Consider the following 15,928-nt stretch of genomic DNA (forward strand, 5'->3'; position numbering starts at 1 on the left):
GAGACGATGCCGCAAGAGCAAACGATATCCGTACGCGCGTTCACCATTCTGACCGTCTTTTTCATGATCGGAACTTCCATTCTGATCGCCCCCGCCGGCCTGGCGCTGGACGCGAAGCAGGACGCATGGCTGGCATCCATGATCGGCGTCGGCATCAATCTGGCGACGGTCGCGCTCTATGCGGCGCTGGGGAGGCTGCGCAAGGACGAATCGCTGGTCCAGATGTGCCGGAGCGCGCTCGGCAAATGGACGGGCGCCCTGCTCGGCTTGGCGTTTGCGGCTTTCTTCTACCTGCTCGCCTCCCTCATGGTAGGGGACCTGGGATACTTCATGACGACGCAGAACTTGCCGGAAACGCCGATCGAGATTTTGCAGCTGCTGTTCGTCGGCATCGTCGTGTACGCCGTCCGCCTCGGAAAAAGCGCCTATTCCCGCGCGGCCGAAATCTTTTTCCCGTGGCTGATGCTCTTGTTCGCCCTCTTGTTTCTATCTACCATTCCCAAAATGGATTTCCATAATTTCGAGCCCGTCCTGGAGTACGGACTGATGCCCTCCATCAAAGGCGGGGTTTCCTTGTATGGACTGCAGGAGATGGTCGTGCTGACGATGCTCTACCCCCACATCCGGAAATCGGGCAGCAAGACAAAAGCGTATGTGGGCGGAGCTCTCGTAGGAGGCGCCGTCCTGGTTCTGACGACTGTCAGCAGCATCGGCGTGCTCGGTTATGCGGTGACGTCCAACCAGCTCTTTCCCGCCTACACCTTGGCCAAGAACATCAGCATCGGCCATTTCCTGGAGCGGATCGAGGCGGTCATGATTCTGATCTGGGTCTTGTCCATCCTGATCAAGATTGTCCTGACGTTCGATGCGGCCGTCATGGGCTTCGCCCAGGTGTTCGGCATCAAGCAGCAGGCCTCCTTCGTCATCCCTCTCGGGCTGGGGATGGTCGTCCTCGCCCAGATGTCCTATCCCAACACCGTGTTCATCCAGGATTTTCTCGCCAAAAACTGGAGTCCCTTCGCCTCGATCTTCCTGATCTATCTGCCTCTGCTGCTCTATGGCGTCCTATGGGCCCGCTCCAAAATCGAAGCTGCGGGGAGCGGCTGAATGAATAGGGGCTCCCGGCTGCCGCGATCGGCTCGCCGGAAGGGGAAATCTTTGGCGACTCCACAGCGCCTCCCGGTCGAGGCCAGAATCCCGCCGGGAGGCAGCAACACCGAGTGGCGATCCCTCTTTGCTGCCCGACCCGTTTCGGCGAGACATGCTTGTCCGTGCGGCTTCAGTCCTCCAGGCGGCTGACATCGACATGCACGTCCAGCTCCTGCGCGCCGCTGCCGATATACACGCCCTTGAAGGGAACGATGTCCCGGTAATCGAGGCCATGTCCCAGCTTGACGTAACGCTCCCCGATCGGAGAGGCGTTGGTCGGGTCGAAGCCGCGCCATCCCGCCGACGGAACATAAGCTTCGACCCATGCATGCGAAGCCTGCTCGAAGTCGGCGTTGCCGCCTCTCAGATCCCCGACGAAATGATAGCCGCTCACATAACGGGCCGGTATGCCTTTGAGCCTGCAGCAGGCCAGCATCAGATGGGCGAAATCCTGGCAGACGCCGCGCCGGAACTCCAGCAGGTCGGCAGCCTTCGTATATACGTTGGTCGCCTCGGGATCATAGATGAATTCCGCCTGGATGTCGGCGGACAATCTCTCCAGCCAGCCCAGCACTCCGATATCCTGCGGACCGCGGGCATCGGTGAAGGCCGAGATGGCCGGGGACAGCTCGGTGTATCCCGTCGGCAGCAGGTACTCCGCGAATCGGTCCAGCGCTTCGTCTCCTTGCAGCCAAGCCCATTCCTTCTCCGACGGCATGGCGGCCGCCGCTCCGGCCGCGGGCGGCTCCTTCGTCGTCACGACCGTGGCCGTCCTCACCGTCAGCATCGTATGGGGCGCGTTGACGGTGAAGGCGTGCACTTTATTGCCGAAATAGTCCTCATAGGCGAACATCGGCGCGTTGGGCTCGACCGAAATGCTGTGCTGATGGCAGGACTGGCGCTCGTCGGTAGCCGGCGTAAGCCTGATTTCATTGACACTGTCCGTAACCGGATCGGCATAGCGGTAGCGGGTAATGTGGGAAATATGAAGCTTCACGCGCTGGCCTCCCCGATCCGAAAAAACGCCGATTCCATGGCGGAGCCCAGCTGCCTGCATTGTTCGAGCAGATGGGCCGGAATCCGCCCTTCGCCGTCGAGCAGCAGATCCTCCCGCTCCAGGCAGGCCAGATCGGCTTTCGCCCGGCCCGAGCTTCGAGCGATCCGCCCATGCAAAATCCGAAGCTGCTTGTCCTGAAGCTCCAGGCTGCACAGATGCTCATCCATCTTATGCAGGGCGTAATGGACGGAGCGGGGAAAAGCCGGGTTGAGCATGACGAACTCCACGATGCTCTCCACGCCGAACCCGTCCGCATGGTAGCGGCGGAAGGCGTCGTAGCCGCTGATGGAACGCAGCACCGCCTGCAGGTATGGATAGGCTTCCGGGCCGTTCCAGCCTCCGCCGGGCACCCAGCCCCGCACAGCCTGCAGGATGCGCAGCGTATTTTCCATCCGCTCCAGATGGCGTCCGCATTCCATGAATCGCCACTCGTTCTCGCGCGGCATGACGGAATGGCTGTACCCTTGGAACAGGCTCGCCCAATCCTTCATCCGGCGGAAAAAGAGATGCGGCGCCTCCTCTCTCCAGCCCGCCTCCTGCCGCTCCCGCAGCCACAAGTACATGCCGTTCACGGTGTCCCACAGCTCGCCCGGCATCTTCTCCCGCAGCGTCCGCAGGTTGGCCCTGGCGCTGCTGACGCAGCTCAGGATGGAATTGGAGTTGTCCCGGTCCATCGTGACGTATTGAAGCACATTTTCCTCCCGGTAAGCCGCGTAACGCTCCTCATAAGCTTCCCGGCTGCCGATGGAGCTGACGACGAGCGCCCACTTGCCGGCCGATTCGACCTCCGCCCTCAGCTCATCCCCGCCCTTGTTCTCCGGACTGCCCTGGAGATGATACAGCACATCGACGAGACGGGCGTGATTTTCCGTGCGCTCCATATAACGTCCGATCCAGAACAGCGCCTCCGCATTGCGGTTCAGCATGCCGCATCATCCTTTCCGAACTCTATTGTTTCCGGATTGCCGCTCATGGCTTCCGGAGCACCCAAGTATCCTTAACCCCTCCGCCTTGGGAGGAGTTGACGACGAGCGAGCCTTCCTGCAGCGCCACCCGGGTCAAGCCGCCGGGCACGACATGGGTCTCTCCCGAGCCGCTGCTGAGCACGAAGCCCCGCAGGTCGATGTGGCGGGGCGCCATCCCCTGGGCGCTCATGACGGGAGCGGTCGACAGCTTCATCGTCCGCTGGGCGATGTACCGCTCCGGATGGCGGCGGATGGAATCCCGGAAGACGTCCAGCTCCGCCGGGGAAGCCTGCGGCCCGATCAGCATCCCGTATCCGCCGGATAGCGAGGTCTCCTTCACGACCAGCTCTTCGAGATGCTCGAGCACATAGTCCCTCTCCTCCTTTCGCGAAAGGATATAGGTCGGCACATTGCCCAGAATCGGCTCCTGCCCCATATAATAGCGGATCATCTCCGGGACATAGGCGTACACGGCCTTGTCGTCGGCCACGCCTGTTCCGGGAGCGTTGGCGATGGCGACATTGCCGGCCCGATAGGCGTTCATCAGTCCAGGCACACCCAGCATGGAGTCCGGCTGAAAGGCGAGCGGATCAAGGAACTCATCGTCGATGCGCCGGTAGATGACATCCACCTGGCGGAGGCCCCGCAGATCCCTGAGATAGATTTTCTGGTCCTTGCAGACGAGGTCGCGCCCTTCCACGAGATGGATCCCGAGCTGCTGAGCGAGGAAGGTATGCTCGTAATAGGCGGAGTTGTAGGAGCCCGGGGTGAGGAGGACGATGAGCGGATCCTTTCGCCCCGAAGGCGCCAGCGATCTCAGGCTGCGCAGGAACATATTGAGGCTGCGGTCGGTGTCCGCCGCCGAGCTGGACAGGTACAGCTCGTGGAACAGCTCGTTCATCAGGGTCCTGCCTTTGAACATATAGGAAAATCCGGAAGGGCTGCGCAGATTGTCCTCCAGCACGTAATAACCTTGCTCGTCGCGGATGAGGTCGATGCCCGAGGCGGTCACATAGACGCCGCCGGGAACATGCAGGCCGGCCATCTCGGGACGGAAGTAGCGGTTGCCGACGATCATGCGCCTCGGGATGAGTCCGTCCCGGATGATGCGCTGCCCATGATAGATATCCTGGAGGAACAGATTGAGAGCCTTGACCCGCTGCTGCAGTCCCAGCTCCAGATGATGCCATTCGTCCGGCGGGATGATGCGCGGGATGCAGTCGAACGGAATCGTCCGTTCCAGCGGATCGGCAGTTCCCGGCGCATAGAGGGTGAACGTGATGCCTTCATGGAGCATCCGGTCTCCGACCGCTTGGCGGCGGCGCTCCTGCTCCGGCTTGTTCATGGCGGAGAAATGGCGGTGCACATGCTCGTAGTGGGGCCGGACAACGCCCCGCTCATCGTACATTTCATCATAGAAAGAACGGGATTCGTAAGCAGCCGCGCGATGCGGCTCTGCCTTGGACATGGGCGTAGACCTCCCTCCGGTACGGGCTTCAGCGGGGACGGGATGCCGGCCGTAACGGTCGAATGAAGATATGGCTGGAGTTTTTTACCCCGATCATACAAGATCCTGCCAATAGATGTCAATATAGCTAACATATCTTAACCAAGCGCGTTTGCGCTCGAATCATGGAAGTTTATGCGGGGAGACCGTCTTCAAGACCAATGAGCGGGGCAAAGGGGCTAGCCGCGGCCGGCGGCGGCTTCCTCTTCAGGTCCAATGCGCATCATGAGGATAAAAGCCGTCTCCGGAACCGCCCCTGCTCCCGCATGGAGCTGGCTCCGCACGAAAAAAAGCCGTCTCCGGGTCCGCTGGACCTGGAAACGGCTCTTGCATGCGCAGCTTAAAGCCCGCAGGCTGCCTGCATAACGCAGCAGCTCGTTGGCGCTGCCCGGGCTGCTTCAGCGATTGAGCAGGCTGCCGACATAACGCAGCGCTCGTTGGGCTGCCCGGGCTGCTTCAGCGGTTGAGCAGGCTGCCGACATAACGCAGCGCTCGTTGGCGCTGCCGGGCTGCTTCAGCGGTTGAGCAGGCTGCCGACATAACGCAGCAGCTCGTTGGCGCTCGCCGGCGTGTAGCCATGCTCGTCGACGAGCCGCTTGGTCACCTCGTTCATCCGCTTGAGCTGATTCTCATCCGGCGTCTTCGTGGATGTCGTGATTTTCACGATATCCTTCAGATCGGCGAACAGCTTCTTCTCCACCGCTTCGCGCAGCCGCTCGTGGCTCGTATAGTCGAATTTGCGCGCCTTGCGGGAGTAGGAGGAGATGCGGATCAGAATTTCTTCGCGGAAAGCCTTTTTCGCATTTTCGGATACGCCGATCTGCTCCTCGATGGAGCGCATCAGCCGCTCATCGGGGTCCATCGCCTCTCCCGTGAGGGGATCCTTGATTTTGGACCAGTTGCAGTAGGCCTCGATGTTGTCGAGATAATTTTCAAACAGCGTGCGGGCCGACTCCTCGAAGGAATAGACGAACGCCTTTTGCACCTCGTTTTTGGCCAGGCCGTCGTATTCCTTGCGCGCTACCGAGATGAAGTTTAAGTAACGCTCGCGCTCATCCTTGGTGATGGAAGGATGCTGGTCGAGCCCGTCCTTGAGCGCCCGCAGCACGTCGAGCGCGTTGATATGGTCCATTTCACCCTTGATGAGGGCGCTGGAGATGCGGTTGATGACATAACGGGGGTCGATGCCCGACATGCCTTCCTCCAGAAATTCATTCTGCATTTCCTTGAGATCGGCATCCTTGTACCCTTCGACCTCCTCCCCGTCGTACATCCGCATTTTCTTCACGAGATCCATGCCCTGCTTCTTGGATTCCTTGAGCCGGGTCAGGATGGAGAAGATGGCCGCTGTACGGAGCGCGTGAGGGGCGATATGGACATGGCGCAGATCGCTCTGGGCGATCAGCTTGGCGTAGATCTTCTCCTCATCCGACACCTTGAGGTTGTACGGAATCGGCATGACGATCATGCGCGACTGCAGCGCCTCGTTTTTTTTGTTGGATATGAAAGCCTTGTACTCGGATTCGTTCGTATGGGCGACGATCAATTCATCCGCGCTGATCAAGGCGAACCTGCCTGCCTTGAACTGGCCCTCCTGCGTCAGCGACAGCAGGTTCCAGAGAAACTTTTCATCGCATTTGAGCATCTCCTGAAACTCCATCAGGCCGCGGTTCGCCTTGTTCAGCTCGCCGTCGAAGCGGTAGGCCCGCGGATCCGATTCCGAGCCGTATTCGGTGATCGTCGAAAAGTCGATGCTGCCCGTCAGATCCGCGATATCCTGCGACTTGGGGTCCGAAGGGCTGAACGTGCCGATGCCGACCCGGTTGTCTTCGGACAGGAACACCCTCTCGACGAGCACGTTTTCGATGTCGTCCTCGAACTCCGTCTTCAGCCGGAGCTGGCAGGAAGGGCACAGATTGCCTTCGATCCGGACGCCGATCTCCTTCTCGAGCTCGGGACGCAGGTCGTGGGGAATGAGATGCAGCGGATCCTCGTGCATCGGGCAGCCCTTGATCGCGAATACCGCTCCCTGCTCGGTGCGCGAAAACTTCTCCAGCCCTTTTTTCAGCATCGTGACGATGGTCGACTTGCCGCCGCTGACCGGTCCCATCAGCAGCAGAATCCGCTTGCGCACATCCAGCCTTCTCGCGGCGGAGTGGAAATACTCCTCCATCAGCTTTTCAACGGCGCGGTCCAGGCCGAAGATTTCCTGCTGGAAGAACTTATAGGTTTTCTGGCCGTTTTTCTCCTCGATGCCATGCGACTTGATCATCTCATACACCCGCGAATGCGCCGTCATCGCCGGTGACGGATCGCTCCTGAGCAGGTCGATGTACTCTTTGAATGTGCCTGACCAGGCCAGGCGGTCGCTCTCCGACTTGTACTCCGCAATCCGTTTGAAAATATCCATGCTGCGCCTCCTCCCATCGCTTCCGCTAAAGCTTCCCTTGAGTCCCTCTTCGCCCAGGCTTCTCTCTGCTTCCGCTTCCGAATAGCAGCTATTCGAAGTATTAAAGCCTATGCGGACCCCTCTCATAACTTGACCGAAAATTTCGCCGCTTTAAAGGAATTGCCATTGCTCCGCGCATCTCCTATAATGAACGGACGATGGGAACAGGCGTGCGCCGGCGGCTTTTGGCATGGCGCAGCAGCGGGCGGCGCCCTTGTTCCGGAACAGCTCGGAAAGGAGGCGTGTACGATGGCGGTTCGGGAAGAAGCGGAGCTCTATGGCCCCGTCAAGGCTTACTATGAAAAACTCGGCTACGAGGTCAAAGGCGAGGTGCTTCACTGCGACCTCGTCGCAATCCGCCCGGACGGCGGCGAGACGCTGATCGTGGAGCTCAAGAAGACGTTCACGCTGGCGCTGCTGCTGCAGGGCCTGCAGCGGATGCGGATCGCCGACGGCGTCGTGCTCGCGGTCGAGCGCAACCGCTCGAAGCGCGGCGCGGTGAACCAGCGCTTCGGAGAGCTGGCCGAGCTGTGCCGCATGCTCGGCATGGGGCTGCTCACCGTCACCTTCTACAAGACGAAGGCTCCGGTGCTGGAAATGCTCTGCGAGCCTGGCGACGCTCCCATGCGCGGGCGCAGGCCATCGCGGGAGAAGCGGCTGCTGCAGGAATTCCGGGAGCGCAGCGGCGACTACAACGTCGGCGGCAGCGGGCGCGCGTCCGGGCGCGTCATGATGACCGCCTACCGGGAGAAGGCGCTGCGCCTGGCATGGGGCCTCAAGGCCGGCGGCCCGCTGTCTCCGGCCCGGCTGCGCGACCTGACCGGCGTCGCCCGCGCCGGCGAGCTGCTGCGCAGCAACTACTATGGCTGGTTCGCCAAGATCGAGCGCGGCGTCTACCAGCTGCTGCCGGCAGGCGAAGCCGCGCTGGAGCAGCATGCCGTTGTCATCGCCGCCTGGCGGGAGCAGGCGGCGGGCTTGGTTCAGCACGGGCAGGAAGCCCGGCTCTCGGAGGAGAAAACCGAACGAAAAAAACATGGGCCTAAGCGATGAGCCCGTGTTTTTTTTCGTTTGGTGTCCAAACGGCAGCTGGTGTCCGAATGGGCACCATGCGGGTGCTTCATTCGGACATCCGCCGCTGGCTGCTGTTCTGGGCCTCGGCTGTTTTTCTTAGCCCGACATCTCGCATCCGATCGGACATACGTTCCGCTATTTCCCCAAAAAGCTCGCGATTTCTGCTCTATTGGACATACGTTCCGCTATTTTCCCAAAAAGACCGAAATCACTGCTCTATCGGACATACGATCCGCTATTTTCTAATTTTTATCGAGTTCAAGATAGAGCCGGCACAAATAACGGATCCTATGTCCGATAATCCTCAAGTGAAGGCATATGGCTCCAACTAACGGATCCTATGTCCGATAGCTGCTCCAATACTGTGTGATTGTCGGGAGCAGCTCCTCGCGGCAGCAGTAAACAGTGCACACCGCTCCAATATGGGGCAGGGAGACAGACAGCTTGTCGGCCTGCTGCAAAAGCCACCCCGGCGCTTGGCCGTACCAACCATTGGACTCCCTACTCTACATCGGACCGCCAACCATCCGCACATCTCTGCCCGCTAGCTATCAATATCCCCGCAACGCACCACCCGCCAATTACCCGCACCTTCCCTCGCACCACGCCACGCCGCCAACCATCTGTTACCTTCTCTCGCACCGCCCCACGCCGCCAACCATCTGTTACCTTCTCTCGCACCGCCCCACGCCGCCAACCATCTGTTACCTTCTCTCGCACCGCCCCACGCCGCCAAATATCGTTACCTTCTCTCGGACCGCCCCACGCCGCCAACCATCCGTTGCCTTCTCTCGGACCGCCCCACGCCGCCAACCATCCGTTGCCTTCTCTCGCACCGCCCCACGCCGCCAACCATCGTTACCTTCTCTCGGACCGCCCCACGCCGCCAACTATTCGCATATCTCTGCCCTACAACTATCCATATATCCCGCCCTCGCGAGGCGTCCCGACCACCATCCGTTACCTTCCCTCGCACCGCACCACGCCGCCAACCATCTGTTATCTTCTCTCGCACCGTACCATGCCGACCACCATCCGTTACCTTCCCTCGCACCGCACCATGCCGCCAACCATCCGTTACCTTCCCTCGCACCGCACCATGCCGCCAACCATCCGTTACCTTCCCTCGCACCGCACCATGCCGCCAACCATCCGCACCTCCCTTGCACTGCTGCGCAGCCGTTGCAGCCCAGTCAGCCTTGGCATCCAAACTACTGCGACTACGACCTGGCCTGGAACTCGCCGATCGTCTCCCCGAGCAGCGTGACTCCATGCTCCAGCCGGGCTCCGCCCGATCCTGCTTCGCAGCTGATCGTTACGACGGCGCGCGGCCGCCCGCGGCCCTGAATGCTGCCGCCGGAAAAGCCGATTCCTTTCAGGCGGGCCACTTTCGCCAGCGCCGCAAGCCCTAGCCCTTCCGGCAGCAGCAGCGACAGCTCGCCGGCTCGCGCAGCCCTTCGCCAGCCGACCGATGGCGGCATCGTCGTGCGGAGCATCGCCTCCAGACGCTGCAGCGCCTCATCCCAACCGGCAGCAGCCTCATCGATGCGATCGGACAGCGAGCCGATCTCCAGCAGCTCCTCCATGATGCGGCCGCCCAACAAGCCGGCCGTCCCCGCAGCCCGCTGCAATCCCGCCAGACGGCGGATGATCTGCGGCTCGGCTGCGATCCACGCCGTCTCCAAATTCGGCATTCCAGTCGTGAGCGAGCCGATCGCGGCAATCTCGGTTCGATCCGGTCCGGCTCCAATTGCAAGCTTCGGTCCGTCGGCTCCGAGCAGCCGCAAAGCTTCCGCGCTATCCGTCCAAGCCTCTCCTTGGGCCGCTCCCCACCGGCAGTCGGGCAGCCGGACGACAGCGACCCGGCAGCCGCCCGGCACGGTCAAGGCAGCCGCTGCGTCCCGGGCCTCAGCGCCTTCAGACGTCTCCCACCCGGCTTGCTCCCAATAGAGCATGCGCACCGCTTCCAGCCGTAAGACGCTCTTGTCCCTGACGCTTCCGACATCGCCGAAGCTCTCCGCATCCAGACCATGCAGCCGCATCAGCTCCAGCGCCTTCGGCTCGGCTGGCACCGCTCCCGCCGCATCTCCCGTCCACTGCTTGTCTCTGAGCAGCAGATCCAGCGCCGCAAGCGGCGTCGGCACGGAAAGGCACTCCCAGGAATCCGGGATCGACTTGCCGGCCAGCTTCCGCAGCGTCTCCGGCAGCCGCTCGTTCCCGCGCCGAGGCTCCAGCGCCCGCTTCATCGCCTGCTCGACCTCCTCCCTGCCGAACAAATGAAACCGCTCGGCGCCTGGTTCGCTCAAGTTCAGCATGATTTCCTGTCCAGACATGGCCATCCCTCCTGGCGGACGGCAGAGATGCCGGCCTATATCTATGTTCGCATTCATGCCGAGCAAGAAAATCGATGCGCTCCTGCGCCTCATGCCCCTACTCGAGCTTTCGCCATCTCGATCCGCTAGAGGCCCAGACAGTCCGTCCAACGTCTGCTTACGCTTCCATGCAAAAAAGCGCCCCTGAAGCATATATGCTCCAGAGGCGCTTTTCAGAACGGTCTTACTTCTTGTTCATGCTGTTCCACTTGTCTTGAATGTTTTGCATCAGCTGATTTTGGTCGACTTTCTTGGCGACATAAGCCTGCATTTCGGAACCGACTTCCTGCGGGAAGCCTTCAGGCATTTGGCTGAAGAACCAGCCGGAGGACTTGCCTTCTTTGTTGTAGGCAACGATGTCGTTGGCGATGGCGCCGAGCACTTTGCTGTCGGTGACTTCGATGGATTTCAGAGCCGGAATGAATTTGAATTCGTTCACGATATATTTCTTGCCCGTCTCGGACGTTGCCAGCCAGTTCAGGAATTCCTTCGCGGCCTCTTTATTTTTGGAGTTTTTGTTGATAGCCCAGTTGTTAGGCACGCCGACGAAAATGTTGCCGCTCTTCTCGCTGTCGTCGATAGGCATCGGCAGCAGGCCGATGTTCATGTTCGGCGTAATGCCGTCGATTTGCACCTGCGTCCAGTTGCCTTGCTGCATCATGGCCGTCTTGCCGCTTGCGAACAGTGTCACTTGCGTGTTGTAGTCCGTCGTCAGCGGGTTTTTGTTGCTGTATTTCAATGTGAGGTCGAACAGTTTGAACCAGTTTTGGAACACAGGGTTGCCGACAAGTCCGCCTTTGCCTTCGTTCACGCTATTGACGAATGCCGTAGGGTCATCCTGGTTGGCCAAGCCTACGTTGAACAGATGGTTGCCCAGCACCCACCACTCCTGGTAGCCGTCGGAGAACGGCGTGATTCCTGCAGCTTCCAGCTTTTTGCACGCTTCTTCGAGCTCGGAGAGCGTCTTCGGCGGAGTCGTGATGCCTGCTTTTGCGAACAGGTCCTTGTTGTAAATGAAGCCGTAGCCTTCTACGCCGACCGGCATTCCGTACAGCTTGCCGTCCCGGGAAATCTGATCCTTGGCCGAATCGATGATATCGCCCGCCCAAGGCTGGTCGGACAGATCCTCCAGCTTGTCGATCCATGTCGTCAGCTCCGAGTTGCCCGCGTTGTTGAAAATGTCGGGCTCCTGGCCGGCGGCGAACTTCGCCTTCAGGCCTGCGCTGTAGTCTGCGCCTCCGCCCATTGTCTCGACATTGAGCGTGACGTTGGGATGCTCTTTCTCGTAATCGGCCTTGAGCCGGTTCATCGCGTCGGCGATTTCGACCTTGAATTGAAAAATATTCAGCGTCACTTTTTTGCCGCTGTCGCCGCCGCTTGCATTCGTATTGGAAGCCGCGTTTGTCGCAGGGCTCGTGTTCTGGTCTGCGGAGCTGCCGCTGTTGCCGCCCGATGTGCTGCAACCAGCCATTACGCTAAGCGCGAGACCCGCGGACATGACGGTAAGCAATCCCTTTTTCATAGGAAATTCCTCCTTGGTATGTTGACCCTCTTTTTACAATTGAAGTGTTTACTTGTTCTTGCAAATGAAGTATACCCTTTGACATGCAAGCGTTACCACAGAAAATGTTGAACAAAAAGGTGTAGAATATTGACTTCCGGGAGGACTGTCAATATTCTACACCTTTTTGTCGAAATCGGCTGTCGAAACAAGAGTAAAGATAGATCGGTTACCTTTGTCGAACGAAAGAAACGCCCTCCTCCTGCGGCCGTCTTGATCCCTCTGCACGCACACGTTTGCGCACGAGGCGGCAGCCCGTCTCCGCCAGCCCTGCCGCCAGGCCATGAAAAACCCCGGCAGCCGCTGGCTGCCGGGGAAGCTCACTCTGCTGGATCAAGCCGCTTACTTCTTGATCATGTCGTTCCATTTCTTCTGGATGTTTTTCAGCAGCTGCGCCTTGTCGGATTTGCCTGCCACATAGGCCTGCATTTCCGCGCCGACCTCCTGAGGCACGCCTTCCGGCATTTGGTTGAAGTACCAGCCGTTCGTCTTGCCTTCCTTGCTGTACTTCATGATGTCCGTCGCAATCGGTCCGAGAATCGATTCGTCGGTCACTTCAACGTTTTTCAGAGCCGGGATGAACTTGAACTCGTTGACCGTGTATTTCTTGCCGGTCTCGGACGTAGCCAGCCAGTTCAGGAATTCCTTGGCGGCTTCCTTGTTCTTGGAGTTCTTGTTCACGACCCAGTAGTTAGGCACGCCGACGAAAATGTTGCCGCTCTTCTCGCTGTCGTCGATAGGCATCGGCAGCAGGCCGATGTTCATGTTCGGCGTAATGCCGTCGATTTGCACCTGCGTCCAGTTGCCTTGCTGCATCATCGCTGCTTTGCCGCTGGCGAACAGCGTTACTTGCGTATTGTAGTCGGTTGTGAGCGGGTTTTTGTTGCTGTTCTGAATCGTCAGGTCGAGCAGGTTGAACCAGTTCTGGAACACCTTGTTGCCTTCGATTCCGCCTTTGCCTTCGTTCATCGTCTTCACGAACGCGGCTGGATCCTCCTGATCGGCCAGACCTACGTTGAACGTATGGTTGCCGAGAACCCACCATTCCTGATAGCCGTTGGAGAAAGGCGTGATGCCGGCGGCTTTAAGCTTTTCCACTGCTGCTTTGAGCTGCGTCATCGTAGCCGGAGGCTCCGTGATGCCGGCTTTGGCGAACAGATCCTTGTTGTAGATGAAGCCGTAGCCTTCGATGCCCATCGGAAGGCCGTAGTTTTTGCCGTCGCGGGTAATGGCTTCCTTCGCCGTCTCGACGACATCGCCCTGCCAAGGCTGGTCCGAGAGATCCTCCAGCTTGTCGACCCACGTGTTCAGGTCGGAGTTGCCGCCGTTATTGAAGATGTCGGGTTCTTGGCCGGAAGCGAATTTCGCTTTCAGGCCCGCGCCGTAATCGGCTCCGCCGCCCATCGTTTCGAGGTTCAGCTTGACGTTCGGATGCTCTTTTTCGTAATCGGCTTTCATGCGGTTCATCGCATCGGCGATCTCAACCTTGAATTGGAAAATATTCAGCGTTACTTGCTCTCCGCTAGCGCCGGAGCCGGTATTGGCATTGGCGTTTCCTTCCGTGTTGCCGCCGTTGTTCGTCGTGCTGCAGCCTGCCAGAATCGAAATAGCCAGGCCTGCAGAGACGGCCGTAAGCAATCCTTTTTTCAACATTGCTTTTTTACCCCCTTGAAATCGTGCTCCACGATAGTATGTCCAACTGGTTGCATTTAACGCTTATATTGGAGCTTTTTAAGTATAAATCAAACTGCGCAAACGTTCCCACAGAACATATTGCGAATATAGGGGGAATATATTGATCCCTCATCGGCAAATCAATATATTCATAGAAATAAATCGAAATAGAAAAGAAGCTGACGAACGCACGGAGGCGATCGCCAGCTTCCTTTCCGGAATTTTCGTTGATCAGCCTTTTACCGATCCGGCCGTAATGCCGGAAATGATATGACGCTGAAGCGTCAGGAAGAAGATCAGGATCGGCAGGATGCCCATGACCAGACCGGCAAGAGCCAGATCCCACTGCTTCGTGTATTGGCCGAAGAAGCTGTACGTGGACAGAGGAATCGTCCGCTGGCCTTCGCCGAGAATCAGGTTCGGCAGCAGGAAGTCGTTCCAGATCCAGAGGCTGTTCAGGATGATGATCGTCGCCGTCATCGGCTTGAGGAGCGGGAAGACGATTCTCCAGAACACCCCGTAAGGCGAGCAGCCGTCCACGGTCGCCGATTCCTCGATCTCCGCCGGAATCGACTTCACGAAGCCGTGGTAAAGGAAGATCGTGAGCGATGAGCCGAAGCCCATGTAGCAGACCCACAAGCCTGGAAGGCTTCTCGTCAGGTGGAACCAGCTGGCCGTCTTGACGAGCGGAATCATGATCGATTGGAACGGAATGACCATCGCTGCGACGAAGATCATGAACAGGAAGTTGTTGTACTTCGTCGGACGGCGCACCATCCGGTAAGCGGCCATCGAGCAGATGACCGTTAGTCCGACGATGCTTGTCAGCGTAATGACGAGCGAGTTCGCGAACGAAGCCGGGAATTTCATGATCTCCCATGCTCTCGTGAAGTTGTCGAACGTCGCAGGACTCGGCAAGGCAGCGGAGTCGAGCAGGATATCGCCGTACTTCTTCAGCGAGTTGCTTACCAGGAAGTAGAACGGCACCAGGAATACCAGCGCGACCAGGAGAGCGATAATTTCCAGCACGAACGTGCTGGTCCGGTATCGGGACGTTTCCATTAAGCCTGCACCTCCCGGCGTTTAGTCAGGTACACCTGGAGCGAGGTCAGCAGCGCGACGACGATGAAGAATACGAGCGCCTTCGCCGTGCCGTAACCGAAGTTGTTGTTCTGGAACGCCTCGTTGTAGATGTTGAGCGCGACGGATTGCGTCGAGTTGTACGGTCCGCCCTTGGTCAGCGACAGGATGATGTCGAAGGACTTGAACGACCACGACAGCGCGAGGAACAGCGCGATCGTAACGGCAGGCATGATCAGCGGCACCGTGATATGGCGCAGGCGCTGCCAGGCGGTCGCTCCGTCGATGGAAGCCGCTTCAATCAGATCGCGGGGCACATTGATGAGCGCGGAAATGTAGATGACCATCAAGTAGCCCGCCGTGCTCCAGATCGTCACGATGACGATGCCCCAGAACGCGGTCGGCTCGTCGCCGAGCCAAGGCAGGTTGAAGAACGCCCAGCCCGTTTTGTCGCCTACGGCCGTAAAGCCTTTTACAAAAATGAACTGCCAGATGAAGCCGAGCAGCAGGCCGCCGATGACGTTCGGCATGAAGAAAATCGTCCGAAGCACGTTGCGGGACTTGACCGGCTGCGTCAGCAGCAGCGCCAGAACGAAGCCGACCAGGTTCGACAAGATGACGGCTGCGATCGTGAATTTCACGGTGAACTTGAAGGAGTTGATGAATGTCTGGTCATGGAACAGCCTGGAGAAGTTGTCGAATCCGACAAAATTATAGCCTCCTACCCCATTCCAGTCCGTAATGGAGTAAAACATGCCCATGAAGAAGGGAAGTGCGACGATTATCGCGAACGCAAGTGTCGCAGGGCCCGTGAATACGATCTGCTGCAGCCACTGGCTCGACCATCCTTTGCTTTTCATCCCGTTTCTCCCCTTTCTCTAGAAGGAATCATAGTAAGTCTTTCCACTGCCAAGCGCCCTTATCCGGACAGCTTGTCGATTTTCCTCAAGTATACGCTTTCGCTTTCACGGCTCCCACAGAGGATGATGACGCAATAGGGGTAAAATATTGATGCCGCCATTGGGGACCGCTATAATACGATA

11 protein-coding genes are annotated in these 15,928 nt (G+C 58.9%); 2 read left to right on the plus strand and 9 right to left on the minus strand.

What is annotated here, in order from left to right; all coding sequences use genetic code 11:
* The first annotated feature begins 6 nt into the window (after window positions 1-6).
* Window positions 7-1,107, plus strand: coding sequence for a GerAB/ArcD/ProY family transporter (locus tag VE23_RS10150; RefSeq protein WP_049867920.1), 1,101 nt, complete (start codon window positions 7-9; stop codon window positions 1,105-1,107).
* 172 nt (window positions 1,108-1,279) lie between these two features.
* Here VE23_RS10150 and VE23_RS10155 read toward each other — a convergent pair whose 3' ends face one another.
* The 4 genes from VE23_RS10155 to VE23_RS10175 form a co-directional block, all read right to left on the minus strand.
* On the minus strand, window positions 1,280-2,146 hold the full coding sequence (locus VE23_RS10155; protein WP_048747514.1) for a transglutaminase family protein: 867 nt from the start codon (window positions 2,144-2,146) through the stop codon (window positions 1,280-1,282).
* On the minus strand, window positions 2,143-3,132 hold the full coding sequence (locus VE23_RS10160; RefSeq protein ID WP_049867921.1) for an alpha-E domain-containing protein: 990 nt from the start codon (window positions 3,130-3,132) through the stop codon (window positions 2,143-2,145). The genes VE23_RS10155 and VE23_RS10160 overlap by 4 nt, the downstream gene beginning before the upstream one ends.
* Before the next feature lie 43 nt (window positions 3,133-3,175).
* A complete protein-coding gene (locus VE23_RS10165) occupies window positions 3,176-4,639 on the minus strand; it encodes a circularly permuted type 2 ATP-grasp protein (protein ID WP_049867922.1) in 1,464 nt (487 codons plus the stop codon).
* 553 nt (window positions 4,640-5,192) lie between these two features.
* Window positions 5,193-7,088 (minus strand): PrkA family serine protein kinase, encoded by a 1,896-nt coding sequence (locus VE23_RS10175; RefSeq protein ID WP_049867924.1) that lies wholly within the window; start codon window positions 7,086-7,088, stop codon window positions 5,193-5,195.
* Between the two features lie 288 nt (window positions 7,089-7,376).
* Here VE23_RS10175 and VE23_RS10180 point away from each other — a divergent pair, with 288 nt between their 5' ends.
* Window positions 7,377-8,177 carry a DUF2161 family putative PD-(D/E)XK-type phosphodiesterase gene (locus VE23_RS10180; RefSeq protein ID WP_069202455.1) on the plus strand — a complete coding sequence of 267 codons (801 nt, stop codon included), beginning with the start codon at window positions 7,377-7,379 and terminating at the stop codon, window positions 8,175-8,177.
* Window positions 8,178-9,418: 1,241 nt separating this feature from the next.
* Here the strand turns inward: VE23_RS10180 and VE23_RS10185 are convergent.
* From VE23_RS10185 to VE23_RS10205, 5 genes are all read right to left on the minus strand, one after another.
* Window positions 9,419-10,531, minus strand: a complete 1,113-nt coding sequence (locus VE23_RS10185) for a hypothetical protein (protein ID WP_048748725.1) — start codon at window positions 10,529-10,531, stop codon at window positions 9,419-9,421.
* A gap of 223 nt (window positions 10,532-10,754) precedes the next feature.
* Window positions 10,755-12,092, minus strand: a complete 1,338-nt coding sequence (locus VE23_RS10190; protein WP_021879066.1) for an ABC transporter substrate-binding protein — start codon at window positions 12,090-12,092, stop codon at window positions 10,755-10,757.
* 381 nt (window positions 12,093-12,473) lie between these two features.
* Window positions 12,474-13,784 (minus strand): ABC transporter substrate-binding protein, encoded by a 1,311-nt coding sequence (locus VE23_RS10195; protein ID WP_021879067.1) that lies wholly within the window; start codon window positions 13,782-13,784, stop codon window positions 12,474-12,476.
* A 252-nt stretch (window positions 13,785-14,036) separates the two neighbouring features.
* Window positions 14,037-14,867 carry a carbohydrate ABC transporter permease gene (locus VE23_RS10200; protein ID WP_021879068.1) on the minus strand — a complete coding sequence of 277 codons (831 nt, stop codon included), beginning with the start codon at window positions 14,865-14,867 and terminating at the stop codon, window positions 14,037-14,039.
* Window positions 14,867-15,745 (minus strand): carbohydrate ABC transporter permease, encoded by an 879-nt coding sequence (locus VE23_RS10205; RefSeq protein ID WP_021879069.1) that lies wholly within the window; start codon window positions 15,743-15,745, stop codon window positions 14,867-14,869. Before VE23_RS10205 ends, VE23_RS10200 begins: the two co-directional genes overlap by 1 nt.
* Between the last annotated feature and the right edge of the window lie 183 nt (window positions 15,746-15,928).

Source organism: Paenibacillus sp. D9, from assembly GCF_001188365.1.
Classification (GTDB): domain Bacteria; phylum Bacillota; class Bacilli; order Paenibacillales; family Paenibacillaceae; genus Paenibacillus_O; species Paenibacillus_O humicus.